Genomic DNA, 16,487 nt, shown 5'->3' on the forward strand with positions numbered 1-16,487 from the left:
CAGTTTCCGCCCGCAATGTCGGCGACCTGCCCGATATCGGGCAGATTTCTTGCGAATCTCCGCGCTTCCCCTCAGTATCGACGGGTGCTCGAACGCCGTCCGTCCCACGAGGACCTCATCGACCACCTGGTACGCAGCACGCCGCTACAGCGCGGCGAGGCGGCCCGGGTGGTACTGGACGTGCTCGCGTACTTCGACGAGACCACGGAGGGGTTCGTCCGCCGCAGACACCGCGAACTTCAGTCCCAGGGGCTGCGGAACGAGGCGATCTTCGAGCGGATCTCCCACGAGCTGCCGCACCGCGCCGTGTCCCCTCCGCCCCTGTCGACACGCCAGCTGCGCCGCCTCGTCTACGGCTGAGCGGCGGGCCCACAAGGCCCCGTGGACGGCGGGCGGGCACCCATGAACGATCAACGAGACGCTCAACAAGAAGGGTCACTGCATGTGCGGGATCGTCGGATACATCGGCAAGCGCGACGTCGCTCCGCTGCTCCTTGAGGGCCTCCAGCGCCTGGAGTACCGCGGCTACGACTCGGCCGGCATCGCCATCCACGCCAAGGGCACCGGCAAGGCCGCGGGCGGCCTGAAGACCGCCAAGGCCAAGGGCCGGGTCCGGGAGCTGGAGTCCCGGCTGCCGAAGCGCTTCGCGGGCTCCACCGGCATCGCGCACACCCGCTGGGCCACCCACGGCGCCCCCACCGACGAGAACGCCCACCCGCACCTCGACACCGAGGGCAAGGTCGCGCTCGTCCACAACGGCATCATCGACAACGCCGCCGACCTGCGCGCCCGGCTGACCGCCGAGGGCGTCGTGTTCGCCTCCGAGACCGACACCGAGGTGCTGACCCACCTCATCGGCCGCTCCACCGCCCCGACGCTGGAGGAGAAGGTCCGCGAGGCGCTCCGCCACGTCGAGGGCACCTACGGCATCGCCGTCCTGCACGCCGACTTCGCCGACCGCATCGTCGTCGCCCGCAACGGCTCCCCGGTCGTCCTGGGCATCGGCGAGCACGAGATGTTCGTCTCCTCCGACGTCGCCGCGCTGGTCTCGCACACCCGCCAGGTCGTCACCCTGGACGACGGCGAGATGGCCACCCTCAAGGCCGACGACTACCGCACGTACACCACCGAGGGCTCCCGTACGACGGCGACGCCGGAGACCGTCGAGTACGCGGCCGAGTCGTACGACCTGGGCGGCCACGACACGTACATGCACAAGGAGATCTCCGAGCAGGCGGAGGCGGTGGACCGGGCGCTGCGCGGCCGGATCGACGACCGCTTCTCCACCGTCCACCTCGGCGGCCTGAACCTCGACGCCCGCGAGGCGCGCGGGGTGCGCCGGGTCAAGATCCTGGGCTGCGGCACCTCGTACCACGCGGGCCAGATCGGCGCCCAGATGATCGAGGAGCTGGCCCGTATCCCCTCGGACGCCGAGCCGGCCTCCGAGTTCCGCTACCGCAACCCGGTCGTGGACCCCGACACCCTCTACGTCGCCGTCTCCCAGTCCGGTGAGACCTACGACGTGCTGGCCGCCGTCCAGGAGCTCAAGCGCAAGGGCGCGCGGGTGCTGGGCCTGGTCAACGTGGTCGGCTCGGCGATCGCCCGGGAGACCGACGGCGGCATCTACGTGCACGCCGGCCCCGAGGTCTGCGTCGTCTCCACCAAGTGCTTCACCAACATGGTGGTCTCCTTCGCGCTGCTCGCCCTGCACCTGGGCCGGATCCGCGACCTGTCCGTCGCGGACGGCAAGCGGATCATCGAGGGCCTGCGCAAGCTGCCCGGCCAGATCGACGAGATCCTCAAGGGCGAGGAGGAGATCAAGAAGCTGTCGGCGCAGTACGCGGACGCCAAGTCGATGATGTTCGTCGGCCGGGTCCGCGGCTACCCGGTGGCCCGCGAGGCGTCCCTCAAGCTCAAGGAGGTCTCGTACATCCACGCCGAGGCGTACCCGGCCTCGGAGCTCAAGCACGGCCCGCTGGCCCTCATCGAGCCCGCGATGCCGACCGTGGCGATCGTGCCGAGCGACGAGCTGCTGGAGAAGAACCGCGCCGCGATGGAGGAGATCAAGGCCCGCAGCGGCCGGATCCTCGCCGTCGCCCACGAGGAGCAGGAGAAGGCCGACCACACCATCGTCGTGCCGAAGAACGAGCCCGAGCTGGACCCGATCCTGATGGGCATCCCGCTCCAACTCCTCGCCTACCACACGGCGTTGGCCCTCGGACGGGACATCGACAAGCCGCGCAACCTCGCGAAGTCGGTCACGGTGGAGTAAGTCCCCCCTTCGGAAATCCACCCTCTTCCGTCGAACGAGGCCCTTTTCTCCGAAGCGACAATTGCGCAACCCTCACGGCGAGAAACCCCCTCCGCGAAAGCGGGCGGCGGTTCAGCCGCAAAGGCGGGCGGCGGCTTCGCGCGAGCCACCATTCGCGCGAAGCCGCCGCCTCCCCTTTGCCGGCGTCGCCCATTACGCCGGCAGGATGCCGCCGCCCCGGGATCCGTCACTTCCCGGCCGGCAGCACGCAGTTGTGACCGTTTTCTACCCATCACAAGCGCACAACCAACCTCGGATGACCGGCCGGACTTCACACTGCCCACAATCGCCATGACGCCCCCTCAACTGTGGCGACACCGAGGAGAACCGATCACACGGCAGGCCCCGCAAGGGAGTTCACACAGCGGCAGGTACCGGATCCGCGTCAGGGAATGACCATCACGGGCCGCTGCGCGCGCCGCGCCAGCCGGCCGGCGACCGAGCCGAAGATCCGGCCCACGATGCCGTGCGTCGAGCCCACCACGATGGCGTCGGCCTCGTACTCCCGGCCGACCTCCTCCAACTCGTGGCAGATGTCGCCGCCGCGCTCGACGAGGATCCAGGGGACCTCGGAGAGATGGTCGGCGCAGGCGAGCTCCAGCCCGAGCACTTCGGTGCGGTGGTCGGGTACGTCCACGAAGACCGGCGGCTCGCAGCCCGCCCAGACCGTCGTCGGCAGCCGGTTGGCCACATGGACGATGATCAGCCCGGAGCCGAGGCGCCGGGCCATACCGATTGCATACGCCAACGCGCGTTCGCTCGACATGGAACCGTCGAAGCCCACCACGACGCCGTGCCGGAAGGCGGGATCGCAGGAATGGCGCTTCTGTTCCGCCGCTTCGAGGTCCGCCATCGGATCGGCGACCTGCTTGCGGTCCGCGGGTTCAGGGGTTTCGTGACCGGCCATGGGTGTCTCGGCGAGAACGTCCTCTAGCGGAGGGGCGAACGGGGAACGGCGATTGACTTGATCCGGCAGTTGACTGGGCGGCTCGATCAAGGAGCAGGAGCCATAGTTCAAAGGGGAACGATACGACTGGGAATCATCTTTCCAAGCCGATACCCCAAGAGTACGGCGCTACTCCTCCACTGCCCAGGGCACGATCAGGCCGCCGGGAGCCCGCACGGCGGTCCGGTGCCTCGAACGTTCCCCGGAGCATGCCGGAGCGTGGCGCGGATGGCAATGCCCCGCCCTGCCCCCGTACGTACCCCCCGGTGGTGACCCAAGATCGACGACGGCGTTGTAGTAGCTGCCCGTCCGAGGGGAGCCAGCGGTGCCCGTGCCGTCCCGTAGATCACCCGACCCAGTGAGCGATGTCGCGCGCTGGGGTGCGTTCAGTTGCGCCCTGGTGCCCGTCGTCCTGATCGTGAGCGGCGCCTCCTGGGCCGGTGCGGCCGGCACCGCGGGCGGCCTCGCGGCGATCACCTGCGTCTGCCGCGCACTGCTGCGGCGATCCGAACGCACCGCGGCCGGAGCCCGTTCCGACGGTGGCGGACGCCGCAGGGACAGAAGAGGACGTAACGGGGCAGGAGCGCATGGGGGCGGACGGCACTCCGAAAGGCGTACGCCGGTCGATTGAGGCGCCCGCAAGTCCGCACACGACCGTTTTCAGCCAACTTCCGTCCCGGACCCACCCCTTGCTCCCGACCCCCCTCAACCCTGGTGTGAGCAGGGCGGAAAGGACCGCTGGGCATGGTTGTGCCCTACTGCGAACGGGCAGAGCCGAGACGCGTACTTCCCATGCAGGCCCGACGAGTGGAACGCTTCGTGATCGAATGCTTCGCGCCAAGTTGCCATATCGACATACCAGTGGGTGGTGAACTTGGCCATCCATCCTCACGGGACACAGTAGATTCGATCTTGGTAGCTACGGCGGGGGAACTGTGCAGGACCGAGAGGGCGAGACGACCGAGGGGGGCTTAAGTGCCATGAGCCAGGACTCCGCTGCCGTACCAGATGCCGCACGCAAGCTCGCCGCCCGACGACGCCGCGAAATAGTCGCGGTGCTCCTCTTCAGTGGCGGCCCCATTTTCGAGAGCTCCATTCCGCTCTCGGTCTTCGGCATCGACCGCCAAGACGCAGGCGTTCCGAGGTACCGGCTTCTTGTGTGCGCGGGCGAAGATGCGCCTTTGCGCACGACCGGGGGGCTCGAACTGTCAGCCCCCTACGGGCTGGAGGCGATCTCCCGTGCCGGGACGGTCGTCGTGCCGGCCTGGCGTTCCATCACCCAGGCCCCACCGCCCGCGGCGCTCGACGCGCTGCGCCGCGCGCATGAAGAGGGGGCCCGGATCGTCGGGCTGTGCACGGGGGCGTTCGTCCTCGCCGCGGCCGGACTGCTCGACGGCCGGCCGGCCACGACCCACTGGATGTACGCGCCGACGCTCGCCAAGCGTTATCCGTCCGTCCATGTGGACCCGCGCGAGCTCTTCGTCGACGACGGCGATGTGCTCACCTCCGCGGGGACGGCCGCCGGGATCGACCTGTGCCTGCACATCGTGCGCACCGACCACGGCGCCGACGCGGCCAACGCGCTGGCCCGCCGGCTGGTCGTACCGCCGCGCCGGACCGCCTCGGACATGGGGCACCAGCGCTACCTGGACAGGTCGTTACCAGAAGAGATCGGCGCCGACCCGCTCGCCGAGGTCGTCGCCTGGGCACTGGAGCACCTCCACGAGCAGTTCGACGTGGAGACGCTGGCGGCCCGCGCGTACATGAGCCGGCGCACCTTCGACCGGCGCTTCCGTTCCCTTACGGGGAGCGCTCCGCTCCAGTGGCTGATCACCCAGCGGGTCCTCCAGGCCCAGCGGCTGCTGGAGACCTCCGACTATTCGGTGGACGAGGTCGCCGGGCGCTGCGGGTTCCGCTCGCCGGTCGCGCTGCGCGGCCACTTCCGGCGGCAGCTGGGCGCCTCGCCCGCGGCCTACCGCGCGGCCTACCGCGCGCGCCGGCCGCAGAACGGCGCCCCGGAGCCCGCACTGCGGCCGGAGCGCCCGGAGCGGGCCGAGCGGCTGGAGCGTGAGCGGACGTCGCTGGCGGCCGGGGGTGCGGAGCGGTTCGCCGCCGCCGCGCTGGCCGGGCACGGGCTCACCGCCGAGGCGGCGGACCCGGGCAAGCCGCAGCCGGACGCGTATGCCGCGCGGCTGCCGGAGACCCCGGTCGGCCGAGGGGCCGGCCGCCCCGTGCTCCCCGGCCAGCGGGAGCGCCCCGTAGGGTGAGACGTATGAACGATCGCATGGTGTGGATCGACTGCGAGATGACCGGACTCTCGCTGGCGAGTGACGCGCTTATCGAGGTGGCCGCCCTGGTCACCGACTCGGAACTGAACGTGCTGGGTGACGGGGTGGATGTGGTGATCCGCCCCCCGGCCGAGGCGCTGACCACCATGCCGGAGGTGGTGCGCCAGATGCACACCACCTCCGGGCTGCTGGCCGAGCTGGACGGCGGCACGACGCTGGAAGCAGCCGAGGCACAGGTGCTGGATTACATCAAGCAGCATGTGCCGGAGCCGGGGAAGGCGCCGCTGTGCGGAAACTCCGTCGGTACGGACCGCGGCTTCCTGCTGCGCGACATGCCGACGCTGGAGAGCTATCTGCACTACCGGATCGTCGATGTCTCGTCCGTGAAGGAACTGGCCCGGCGCTGGTTCCCGCGGGCGTACTTCAACAGTCCGGACAAGAACGGCAATCACCGGGCACTGGCGGACATCCGCGAATCCATCGCGGAACTGCGCTACTACCGGGAGGCCGTCTTCGTGCCGCAGCCCGGGCCCGACTCGGAGACCGCAAAGGCCATCGCGGCCAAGCACAAGCCGTCCGCCGATCCGGAGTCGGCGGGAGCGTGATCCAGCTCGCTCCCGGGGACACCAAACCTGGGAGCGAGCACCCCTCCGGAGCCTGTACACTTTTTCTCAGCCGGTGGGGAAAAGGAACCACACAGCACCGGTCTTGGTGGGTATAGCTCAGCTGGTAGAGCACCTGGTTGTGGTCCAGGATGTCGCGGGTTCGAGTCCCGTTACTCACCCCAGCATCGAGGCCCCCGATCTTCGGATCGGGGGCCTCGAATGTTTTCCGGGGGCCTTCGCCGGGCCGGGCGCGGGCGTTGGCGCTGCGCAGCCGACGGGCTCAGTAGCCGACGGTGAAGCGCTCGCCGATGTGGCGGGGCTGCTCGACCTCGTCGAGCAGGGCGACGGCGTAGTCCTCGGCGGAGATGCGGCTGCTGCCGTCGGCGGCGAGGACCAGGTCGTCGGCGGCCGTGCGGTAGCCGCCGGTGCGCTCGCCGGGCTCGATGGACGAGGCCGGGCTGATGTTGGTCCAGCGGACGTCGGAGACGGTGCGGTAGTAGTCGAGCGCGTCGCCGTGCGCGTGCATGATCTGGAGCAGGGGGACCGGCAGGCCCTCGGTGTCCCAGACCTGGCTGCCGTCGGGCTTGCGGAGCGAGCCGGCGCCGCCTACGGCGATCAGCCGGGGTGCGTCGCCGCCCAGCCTCCGCACCCCCTCGACCAGCGCCTCGGCGGAGGGCCGGATGGTGGCGATGTGGCCCGGGCCGTCGCCGCCGCCGACCGCGCTGACCACCACGTCCTGGCTCTTGGCGACCTCGGTGACGGACTCCGAATCGAGCACGTCGCCGTAGATCACGGTGAGGGCCGGGTGGGTCGCGGTGACCTTCGCGGGGTCGCGGACGACCGCGGTGACCTGGTGGCCGCGGCGCAGCGCCTCGTCGAGGATGCGGCTGCCGATGGTGCCGGTGGCCCCGAAGAGAGCGATCTTGGACATGGTGGGTTCTCCCGGTGGTTCGGTGGGGGGCGAGGTGTGCCCATGCGGACCGCGGTGTTCCGGCCTCCGCGGTGCGGCTGCCGTTTTCCGCCATCAGTCGTGCTGACGTCTCCTACGCTAGGGGTATCAACGGGAGATTCCGGGGTAGCGAGGCGACGGGTCATGGTGAAAAAGCGACAGGACCCCCGAGAGGACGCAGGGGAGATCCGCGAAGTGGCGTTCTCAGCACCGGCCGGGCGGCCCGCCGGGGTGGAGGTGATCACGCTCGCCGAGCTGCGCGAGCGGGCCGACGCGTGCCGGCTGTCGACCCCGCACCGGCCCGGCTTCCACCATCTGCTGACCGTCGGCAGCGGGCGGTTGGTGCACAGCGTCGACTTCCGGGAGCACGTCCTTGCGCCGGGGGACCTGCTGTGGTCGCGCCCCGGGCAGGTGCAGCACTTCGGGGACCTGACGGGCGCCGAGGGGCGGCTGGTGCTCTTCGAGTCCGGCTTCCTGGACCCGGCGACCGCCGCCGCGGCCCGGATCGAGGACTGGTACGGGCCCGCCGTACGGCATCCGGAAGGCGCGGCGGCGCGGGCGCTGGACGAGGCGATGGGGCAGCTGCACCGGGAGTTCGGGGCGCTGGGCGGGCTGCCGCTGGAGGTGCACATAGAGGTGCTGCGGCACCTGCTGGCCGTCCTGGTGCTGCGGGCCGCGCATCCGGACGGGCCGGCGGACGGGGCGGACGGCGCGGCGGACTGCGAGGCGAGCGAGACGTATCTGCGGTTCCGGGACGCGGTGGAGCGGGACTTCGCCCGCAGCCGCCGGGTCGGCGACTACGCCCGCTCGCTGGGCTATGCGCCGCGTACCCTCTCCCGGGCCACCGAGGCGGCGGCCGGGGTCGGGGCGAAGGAGTTCATCGACCGCCGGGTGGTCCTGGAGGCAAAGCGGCTGCTGGCACACGGCGATCAGTCGGCGGCGCGGATCGCGGACCGGCTGGGGTTCGCGGACGCCACCAACTTCAGCAAGTTCTTCCAGCGGCAGGCCGGGACGACGCCGATCGCGTTCCGGGCCGCCGTACGGGGCGGGAGCTGACCGGCTCCGGCCGGGCGGGCCCGTGGTGGCGGGGCGCAGCGGGTGGGGGGAACCGCCGCGCCCCGCCGGGGCGGTCCGAGGCGGGGGCCCGGACCGGTGTGGGGGGTCGGAATCAGCCGGTGTAGGCGCCGAGCGCCTTGGTGAAGTCCAGCGGCGACTGGGCGATGGAACTGCACGTCGGCTGAGCGGAGTTGGTGGAGCCGCCGGGGCACGGCTTGTCGCGGGTGGCGGACCACATGGACAGCCAGGCCAGGTGCTTGCTCCGGGCGAACGTGACCAGCGCGGCGGCGTCGGCGGGCTTGAAGACCTCGTTCTGGACGTCGTTGACGCCGATCATCGGGGTCACCGCGACGCTCCTCCAGGCGTCCGCGTCGCTCAGCCCGAGGGCCTTCTTGAGCTGGGCCTGGGTGGCGGTGGCGGCCTGGGTGGCGTAGCCGCCCATGCTGCCGCTGTAGGAGGAGCCGTAGTCCATCGCCATGATGTTGACGGCGGAGATCTTGACGCCGCCCTTCTTGGCGCCGGTGAGCAGGTTGACGCCGTCCTGGGTGAGGCCCTCCGGCATGACCGGGAGGGTGAAGGAGACGTCCAGGCCGGGGTGCTGCTTCTGGAGCTGGGCGACGGCCTGGGCGCGGCGGGTGTTGGCGGCGCTGTCGGGCAGCGCCCCGCCCTCGATGTCGAAGTCGACCTTGGTGAGCTTGTACTGGTCGACGACCTTGCCGTACGCGGCGGCCAGGTCCGCGGCGGAGGAGCAGGCGGCGCCCAGCTCGGTGCCGTTGGCGCCGCCGAAGGAGACCCGGACGTCGCCGCCGGCCTTGCGCAGGTCCGGTATCTGCTTGGCCACCGCGTCGCTGCCGAGGTCGCCGGAGCCGCCCCACTTGGGGGTGCAGCCGCCGCCGGAGGTGATGAAGGCGAGGTTGAAGTTCTTCACCCCGGTCTTCTCGGCGGTGTCGGCGAGGTCGTAGGCGGGAGTGAGGGAGGTGTCGACGAACGGGGCGAAGCCGGCCTTCGCGGCGGCGGCCGGCCGCGGTGCCTTGCTGGCCATCGCGGAGCCGGCGACGGCGAACGCGCCGCCGGCCGCCAGCGTGCCGGCCACCGCCGTCCCGATCAGCTTGGCCGTGCGGCTCGAACGCCGGCGGTGTGCCGAGGAACTCATCTCGTGCCTGCCTGTCTCACGTGGGGGGGAGCTGGAGGGGGGTGCACCGTGGTGCGTCCCGCACGCTAGCGGCAGCGAAACGGACAAATGCCGGGATCCGTACGGCGGTTGGCGGAATTATGGCCGCCTTAAGGAAGCGGAAGGGGGTGGTTAAGAGCCGTGCCCCGGCGGCCCGTTGCGCGCCGCCCGCCGTCACCCGCCGGCGTCGGGTGCGCCGTTGCCCCGCGTGCCGGTGCGCGCGGCCCGCCGCCCCCGGGAGCCGAAGCCCCGGCCGCCGAGCCTGCGGCGCAGCCGGTGGCCGCGGCGCACGCCGTGGTGGGCGCGCCGGCCGTCCAGCGCCAGCCAGACCCGTACCTCGGTGCCGCCCAGGACGGAGCGGCCGATCCGGACGTCGCCGCCGGTGGACTCGGCCAGCCGGCGCACGATGTCCAGGCCGAGGCCGGTGGAACCTCCCCCGGCTACCGCTGGGCGGTGCCCCCATTCCCCGCCCCCCGACCAGCCGCGGCGCAGTGCCGCGGCCGGGTCGGCGATGCCGGGGCCGGCGTCCGAGACCAGCACGATGACCGCCTCGTCGGCATTGTGCACGTCCACCGCGAAGGCGGTGCCCTCGGGGGTGTGCCGGAAGACGTTGCCGAGCATCGCGTCCAGGGCCGCGGCGAGTTCTGGCCGGGCGACCGGGACCCGTACGGGGCGGTCCGCGCCGGCGACCCGGGCCGTGCGGCCCTCGTCCTCGGCGAGCGCCGACCAGAAGTCCATCCGGTCACGGATCACCTCGGCGGCGTCGCAGCCGGCCGCGGCGACCGCCTGCTGGGTGTGCGCCTTCTGCGCGCGGGCGGTGCGGATGATCTGGTCGACCTCGCGCTCCAGCTGCTCGACGGCCTCCCGGGTCTGCTCGGCGGCCGGGCCGTCGCCGAGCGAGGCGGCGTTCAGCCGCAGCACGGTCAGCGGGGTGCGCAGCCGGTGCGAGAGGTCGGCGGCCAGCTCGCGCTCATTGGCCAGCAGCTGGGCGACCTGGTCGGCCATGGAGTTGAACGCGCTGGCCGCGGACCGCAGTTCCTTGGGGCCGTCCTCCTGGACGCGGACGCCGAGCCGGCCCCTGCCGAGGTCGTGGGCGGCGGCGGCCAGCCGTTCGGCGGGGCGGACCATGCGGGTGCCGAGCCGGTCGGCGACCGCGACGGAGCCGATGACCAGCGCCAGGCCGACGCCGGCCAGCACCATCCAGGAGGTGGTCACGCCGTTGGTGAGCGCGTCGTCGGGCACGTACACCTCGACGACCGCGATGCCGGAGGCGACGGCGGTGGGCTGGAGCAGGGAGGTGCCGCCGGGGACCGGTGCGATGGAGGCCCGGCCGAGCTCGACGGCGGCGGCCACGTCCGCCGGGGCGGCCCGGCAGGTGCCGATCTCGGCGGGCGCGCCGCCCTTGGCGGCGGCCGGGACGTGGACCCCGATCCGGCCGCCGGGCCCGGTCTCGGCGCTGGCGACGGCCCGCTCCAGCTGGGTGCGGGCGGTGGTGATGGCGAGCACCGGGCCGATGGTGGCGGCCTGCCGCTCGGCGTTGGAGTACGCGCGGTCGCTGGCCATCTCCTTGACGACCAGCCCGAGCGGCACCGCGAACGCCACCACGACCATCGCGGTGACCGCCAGCGCCACCTTGACCAGGGCCCATCTCACGGCGTCTCATCCTTCGCTGCGCCGCCCACCAGGCACAGCGGTGTGGCTGTCGCTGTCGTCCCCGGCCGAGCGGCCTCGCGCGCTCCCCCGGCCACCGCTGGGTGGGAGTGCCCCCAGCTCACGGTGTCTCATCCTTCGCTGCGCCGCCCACCAGGCGCAGAGGCGCGGCTGTCACTGCCGTCTGCGGCCGAGCGGCCTCGCCCGGGTCGCTCACCGTGGTGGCTCCAGCTTCACGCCGACGCCGCGCAGGGTGTGCAGATACCGCGGCCGGGCGGCGGTTTCGCCCAGTTTGCGGCGGAGCCAGGACAGATGGACGTCAATGGTCTGGTCGTCCCCGTAGGACTGCTGCCAGACCTCGGCGAGCAGTTCCTTGCGGGGGACGACGACGCCGGGGCGCCCGGCGAGGAAGGCCAGCAGGTCGAACTCCCGGCGGGTGAGGTCGAGCGCGGTGCCGTCCAACTCGGCCTGGCGGCGCAGCGGGTCGATGGACAGGCCGCCGACCCGGATCACTCGTGAGGGCGGTTCCGCACCGGGCGCACTGGCACGGGAGCGGCGCAGTACGGCCGACATCCGGGCGGAGAGGTGTTCGACCGAGAAGGGTTTGGTGAGGTAGTCGTCGGCGCCGTCGTTCAGCAACCGTACGATTTCGGCCTCGTCGTCCCGCGCGGTGGCGATGATCACGGGCACGTCGGTGATCCCGCGCAGCATCTTCAGCGCCTCGCCCCCGTCCAGATCGGGCAGACCGAGGTCGAGGATGACGACGTCGAAGCCGACGTGCGCCACCTCGCGCAGCGCTTCCAGGGCGGTCCCGACGCTGCGCACCGTGTGGCCGGCCTCGGTCAGATGCCGGATGAGGGCCGAGCGTACGAACTGGTCGTCCTCGACCACGAGCACACTTGCCATGGGCGGCACCGTACGCCATTCGGACGGGTTTCCCGGTCCGCGGTTGACGGGTGGACGGTGGTGACCCCCGCCACGGGAGGGCTGCGACCGGGCGGGCGGGTGGTGCAGTATGAGCCAAATGCAACGAGGTCTGGTTCATGCGGCGGCCTGGACGCTGGCGACCGGCGCCGCGGTCACCCTGTCGTGGTTCGGCGTGCACACGGTGCTGTCCGGCACCGCGTACGACCCGCCGCGCGCGCTGCCGCTGTCCGAGCAGGCGACCTCCTCGGCCACGCCTCAGGTCTCCTCCACCCACCGCCCCAGACCGTCGGTTTCGGCCACCGCGAGCCCCTCCCCCTCCGACACCGGTTCGCCGCGGACCGCCGGCCCGTCCCGTACCGGCGGCGGTACGTCGTACTCCCCTTCGGCCAACGCGGGCGGCGGCTCCGCACCGGCCGCCGGCAGCCGGATCCGGAGCTACGCCGCCTCCGGCGGCCGGGTCGTCTTCGACCTGCACTCCTCCTACGCCGAGTTGGTCTCGGCCACCCCCAACGCGGGCTGGGAGATGCAGGTGTGGAAGCAGGATGGGTGGATCCGCGTCGACTTCACCGGCGGCGGTGCGCACACCTCGGTCATCTGCACCTGGAACGGCCATCCGCCGACCGTGGTGACCAGCAACAACGCCACATAGCAGGGGAGTTGGCGGCACCGCTCCGCCACGCCGGCGGAACCGTCAGTCGAAGGCCCCGTCGGGCGGGGCCGGCGAGGCGACGGCGGTGGCGTCGGTGACCGGGGACGCGCCGCCGGTGAAGTCCAGCAGGCCGCGGCCGTGTTCGACCCGGCCGGCGTGCGGGTCGCCGGCCGCCCGCCGGGTCAGCTCGGCGACCGGCAGCTCCCGGTCGGCGGCGAGCAGCACGGCGTTGCCGAAGCGCTTGCCGCGCAGCACGGCCGGGTCGGCGGTCAGCGCGAGCTCGGGGAAGACCGTGCGGACGGTGGCTATCTGGCCGCGCAGGAACCGCAGCGGCGGCCCGTCCGCGAGGTTGGCCGCGTAGCAGCCCCCGGGGCGCAGCGCCCGGCGCACCTCCGCCACGAATTCCGTACTGGTCAGATGCGCGGGCGTACGGGCCCCGCCGAAGACATCGGCGATGATCAGGTCCGCCCAGCCGTCCGGGATCCGCGCCAGCCCCGCGCGGGCGTCCGCGCCGCGCACCCGGATCCGCCAGCCGCTCTCCAACGGCAGCCGGCTGCGGACGAGTTGGACCAGCGGGGTGTCGATCTCCACGACCTGCTGGGTGGACCGCGGGCGGGTGGCGGCGATGTAGCGCGCCAACGTCAGCGCGCCGCCGCCCAGATGGACCGCCCGCAGCGGTGCGCCGGGCGGGGCGGCCAGGTCGGCGATGTGGCCGAGCCGCCGCTGGTAGGAGAACTCCAGGTACGCCGGGTCGTCCAGGTCCACATGCGACTGCGGGGCGCCGTCGATGAGCAGCGTCCAGCCGCGCGGCCGGTCCCGGTCGGGCCGCAACTCCGCGACACCGCCGCCGACCGTCTCGGTCACGGACTCCGGGCCGCCTCGCCCGCGCCTGCTCTTCGCCATGTCTTCAGTATGGCGTGCCGGCGCGGGGACGTATCCGCTGGTCAGCGGCCGTCTGCCGGCCGGACCCGAGGTGCTCGGCCGGGCCGGGCGGCGGCCGGGACGAGCGGCGGGCCGCCCGCGGCCGAAGCCGTGGGCGGCCCACCTTCATGCCCTGCCCCGTGCCGGTCCGGTGTCCCTCCGGGCCGGCGACGGGTCACTTGTTGATGCAGACGTTGCCGAATGCCGGGTTCAGCAGCGCGATGAACACGTCGACGGTGTTGCCGCACACGTTGATCGGGATGTCGATCGGAACCTGGATGACATTTCCGCTGAGGACACCCGGCGAGTGCTTGGCGAACCCGATCGCGGTCGCACCCCGCCCGTGGCGGCGCTTCTCCTCGAAGCCGCGGCCGTGGTGGCCGTGGCGGTGCCCGCCGTCACTGGCGGATGCGACACCCGCGCCACCCAGCACCATCGTGGAGGTGACGGCGACCATCGCGGCGGTCTTGATGAACCGCTTCATCCCATTCTCCTTTCTGTTCGCGAATGGGGCATCGGACACAACGAACAATGGGAACGGGGGATGCGGTCGTTCCCTCTTACGGGAAAACGTTGGGCTGTCTGGCTGGTATTCGGCTGATCGGAATCCGCGCCGGCCGTGCGGCGTGCCTCCCGCGATTTCCAAGATGATTTTGTCAGAGTGCTCTCCTGTTTGACTGACTAGCAGCCGGAGAGGAAGTCATGCGGAAGTCGATGGACCGCACCGGGCGCGGCGCCGTATGCGCGCTCGCGGCCCTGGGATTGTCGGCCGTGCTGACTTCGGCGGCAGCGGCACCGGCGCCGAAGGAGTCCTTGCGAATTCCTTTCGGCGAGCGGTTCCATGCGACGCAGCACGGCGGCATCGCGCGCGCGGCGAATTCCTCGGTATCCGCACCCGGCTGCCGCCCGGCGGTGCGCCGGGCCGGCCCGTCCTGCGCCGCGTCCCCGCTGCGGCTGCCGGCCGGCTCCCGGGTGAGCTACGCCCGGCTGTACTGGGGCGGCAGCCTGCGGGCCGGCGGGCGGAAGCTGGCCGGGGACACCGGGCGGGTGCTGCTCGCCGTGCCCGGCGGCCGGTCCAAGGAGGTGCGCGCGGACGGCGCGATCGGCCATCGCCGCACGTCGCAGTTTGACGCCTACCAGGCGTCCGCGGACGTGACCGGGCTGGTGCGGCAGAGCGGTCCGGGCCGGTACACGGTGGCCCGGATGGGCGCCGCCGAGGGGCGTTCCCGGGCCGGCGCGCCGGGCGGCTGGACGCTGGTGGCCGTCTACGAGAACACGAAGGAGCCGCTGCGCCGGCTCTCGCTGTGGGACGGATTCGAGGTACTGGGCGCGCACCAGAAAGAACTCGCGGTGCAGCTGAAGGGGCTGCGGATTCCGGCGCATTCGCGGGGAACGGCCGGTGTCGTGGGATACAACGGCGACCCCGGTAACGGAAACAACGGGATCGCGGTAAGCGCCGGGAAGCAACCGCCGGTGGCACTCCAGGATTCCGCAGAGCCGGCGCACGGCACGAGGAAACCAGCCCCCGCCGATTTCGGCCGGGAGACCGCCCGGACGCCGGGCGGTCGGAACACTCCCGGATTCGGTTCCGCCGTCTACGACCTGACGCCTGCGCTGCGGTCCGGCGGCGACCGGCTCACATTCCGCTTCACCACCCGCAATACGGGATATCTGCTCGGTGCGCTCTTCGTCCAGACCGATCCGGGGCATTGAGCGACGCCGCCGGTAATTCCCGCGGAGTTCTGTCAGCTCGGTAATCAGGGGAGCAGTGCGCGTGCTGCGACAGGAACCACCTTCCCAGGAGCGGCCCACAGTTCTGCATGTGTCCCAGTCGGTGGACGGCGGGGTCGCCCGGGTCGTCGCCGACCTGGTGCGGGCCCAAGTGGCGGCCGGGCTGCGGGTCGTGCTGGCCTCGCCGCCCGGCGGGGCGCTGCACGCGGAGGCCGCCACGGGGGGCGCGGAGGTGATGCTGTGGCCGGCGCGCCGCGGCGCCGGGCCCGCGCTCTCCGGTGAACTGCGGCGGCTGGCCCGGGTGATCCGGCGCACCGGCCCGCATCTTGTCCACACCCACAGTGCCAAGGCCGGGCTCGCCGCCCGGCTGGCCGTACGGGGGCGGATCCCGACGGTGCATCAGCCGCACGCCTGGTCCTTCGAGGCGGCCGGCGGGGCGATGGCCCGGCCGGCGCTGGGCTGGGAGCGGTACGCGGCACGCTGGTCGCACCGGGTGCTGTGCGTCAGCGAGGCGGAGCGGGCGCGCGGGGTGGCGGCGGGGGTGCCGGGCCGGTGGGTGGTGGTCCCCAACGGGGTGGATCTGCGCCGGTTCTCGCCGGCGGCCGACGAGGACGAGGCGGCCCGGCACGCGCTGCGGACGTCGCTGCCCGCGCTGCGGGAGCAGGCGCTGCCCGCCGGGGCGCCGCTGGTGGTGTGCGTGGCCCGGCTCTGCCCGCAGAAGGGCCAGCTGACGCTGCTGCGGGCCTGGCCCGAGGTGGTCGCGGCGGTGCCGGACGCCCGGCTGGTCCTGGTCGGCGACGGGCCGGACCGGGCGGCGCTGCACCGGGCCGCACCGCCCGGGGTGCTGTTCGCGGGCGCCGCCGACAGCGCCGTCCCCTGGTACCGGGCGGCGGACCTGGTCGTCCTGCCGTCGCGCTGGGAGGGCATGGCGCTGGCCCCTCTGGAGGCGATGGCCTGCGGCCGGGCCGTGGTGGTCAGCGACGTCGGCGGGGCCCGGGAGTGCCTGCCGCCCGGGGCCGCGGACGACTGCCTGGTGCCGCCGGACGAGCCGGCCGCGCTGGCCCGCGCGGTGCGCGGTCTGCTGACCGACGACGAGCGGCGGCTGACGCTGGGTCAGCGGTGCCGGGAGCACGTACGGGCGGCCCATGACGTACGGCGGACGGCGGGCGCGGTGCTGAACGTGTACCGCGAACTGTTCGCCGTACCGCGGCCACCGGCCGGGGAGCGGGTCCGGCCATGACGACGGAGCGGGCGGACGCGCCCCGTCCCCGGGCCCTGCCCCG

General features: G+C 72.5%; 14 protein-coding genes, 1 tRNA gene and 1 pseudogene. 9 read left to right on the forward strand and 7 right to left on the reverse strand.

Going from position 1 to position 16,487, the window contains the following annotated elements; translation table 11 throughout:
* Positions 1-84 precede the first annotated feature (84 nt).
* Complete coding sequence (locus IEZ17_RS30875; protein WP_189305921.1) at positions 85-360, forward strand: hypothetical protein; 276 nt, start codon at positions 85-87, stop codon at positions 358-360.
* 82 nt (positions 361-442) lie between these two features.
* Positions 443-2,272, forward strand: a complete 1,830-nt coding sequence (gene glmS / locus IEZ17_RS30880) for a glutamine--fructose-6-phosphate transaminase (isomerizing) (RefSeq protein WP_189305923.1) — start codon at positions 443-445, stop codon at positions 2,270-2,272.
* A 424-nt stretch (positions 2,273-2,696) separates the two neighbouring features.
* On the opposite strand, the gene IEZ17_RS30885 is transcribed toward glmS, so the two are convergent.
* A complete protein-coding gene (locus IEZ17_RS30885) occupies positions 2,697-3,218 on the reverse strand; it encodes a universal stress protein (protein ID WP_159503646.1) in 522 nt (173 codons plus the stop codon).
* A gap of 1,019 nt (positions 3,219-4,237) precedes the next feature.
* Between IEZ17_RS30885 and IEZ17_RS30890 the strand changes: the two genes are divergently transcribed.
* From IEZ17_RS30890 to IEZ17_RS30900, 3 genes are all read left to right on the forward strand, one after another.
* The gene (locus IEZ17_RS30890) at positions 4,238-5,524 is read left to right on the forward strand and encodes a GlxA family transcriptional regulator (RefSeq protein ID WP_189305925.1); all 1,287 of its coding nucleotides are present in this window, start codon (positions 4,238-4,240) and stop codon (positions 5,522-5,524) included.
* A gap of 5 nt (positions 5,525-5,529) precedes the next feature.
* Positions 5,530-6,150, forward strand: a complete 621-nt coding sequence (gene orn, locus IEZ17_RS30895) for an oligoribonuclease (RefSeq protein WP_189305927.1) — start codon at positions 5,530-5,532, stop codon at positions 6,148-6,150.
* A gap of 106 nt (positions 6,151-6,256) precedes the next feature.
* Positions 6,257-6,332 (forward strand) — tRNA-His (locus tag IEZ17_RS30900).
* Between the two features lie 98 nt (positions 6,333-6,430).
* Here the strand turns inward: IEZ17_RS30900 and IEZ17_RS30905 are convergent.
* Positions 6,431-7,081 (reverse strand): NAD(P)-dependent oxidoreductase, encoded by a 651-nt coding sequence (locus IEZ17_RS30905; RefSeq protein WP_189305929.1) that lies wholly within the window; start codon positions 7,079-7,081, stop codon positions 6,431-6,433.
* A gap of 213 nt (positions 7,082-7,294) precedes the next feature.
* Between IEZ17_RS30905 and IEZ17_RS30910 the strand changes: the two genes are divergently transcribed.
* A complete protein-coding gene (locus tag IEZ17_RS30910; protein WP_189305931.1) occupies positions 7,295-8,155 on the forward strand; it encodes a helix-turn-helix domain-containing protein in 861 nt (286 codons plus the stop codon).
* Between the two features lie 112 nt (positions 8,156-8,267).
* Here IEZ17_RS30910 and IEZ17_RS30915 read toward each other — a convergent pair.
* From IEZ17_RS30915 to IEZ17_RS30925, 3 genes and pseudogenes are all read right to left on the reverse strand, one after another.
* Positions 8,268-9,161, reverse strand: a pseudogene (locus IEZ17_RS30915) (chitinase); the annotation flags it as partial.
* A gap of 339 nt (positions 9,162-9,500) precedes the next feature.
* Positions 9,501-10,979 carry a sensor histidine kinase gene (locus IEZ17_RS30920; protein ID WP_189305935.1) on the reverse strand — a complete coding sequence of 493 codons (1,479 nt, stop codon included), beginning with the start codon at positions 10,977-10,979 and terminating at the stop codon, positions 9,501-9,503.
* A 210-nt stretch (positions 10,980-11,189) separates the two neighbouring features.
* Positions 11,190-11,882, reverse strand: a complete 693-nt coding sequence (locus tag IEZ17_RS30925) for a response regulator transcription factor (protein WP_189305937.1) — start codon at positions 11,880-11,882, stop codon at positions 11,190-11,192.
* Between the two features lie 118 nt (positions 11,883-12,000).
* Between IEZ17_RS30925 and IEZ17_RS30930 the strand changes: the two genes are divergently transcribed.
* Positions 12,001-12,552: a hypothetical protein gene (locus IEZ17_RS30930; RefSeq protein WP_189305939.1), complete on the forward strand. Its 552-nt coding sequence runs from the start codon at positions 12,001-12,003 to the stop codon at positions 12,550-12,552.
* 42 nt (positions 12,553-12,594) lie between these two features.
* Here the strand turns inward: IEZ17_RS30930 and IEZ17_RS30935 are convergent, their stop codons facing one another.
* Positions 12,595-13,455, reverse strand: a complete 861-nt coding sequence (locus tag IEZ17_RS30935; protein WP_189305942.1) for a spermidine synthase — start codon at positions 13,453-13,455, stop codon at positions 12,595-12,597.
* Between the two features lie 193 nt (positions 13,456-13,648).
* Positions 13,649-13,957 (reverse strand): chaplin, encoded by a 309-nt coding sequence (locus IEZ17_RS30940; RefSeq protein ID WP_189305944.1) that lies wholly within the window; start codon positions 13,955-13,957, stop codon positions 13,649-13,651.
* Positions 13,958-14,175: 218 nt separating this feature from the next.
* On the opposite strand from IEZ17_RS30940, the gene IEZ17_RS30945 reads away from it, so the two are divergent.
* Positions 14,176-15,186, forward strand: a complete 1,011-nt coding sequence (locus IEZ17_RS30945; RefSeq protein ID WP_189305945.1) for a DUF3344 domain-containing protein — start codon at positions 14,176-14,178, stop codon at positions 15,184-15,186.
* A 109-nt stretch (positions 15,187-15,295) separates the two neighbouring features.
* Positions 15,296-16,444: a glycosyltransferase gene (locus IEZ17_RS30950; RefSeq protein WP_189305947.1), complete on the forward strand. Its 1,149-nt coding sequence runs from the start codon at positions 15,296-15,298 to the stop codon at positions 16,442-16,444.
* The last annotated feature ends 43 nt before the right edge of the window (positions 16,445-16,487 follow it).

It is taken from the genome of Streptomyces albospinus, from assembly GCF_014648695.1.
Taxonomy (GTDB): domain Bacteria; phylum Actinomycetota; class Actinomycetes; order Streptomycetales; family Streptomycetaceae; genus Streptomyces; species Streptomyces albospinus.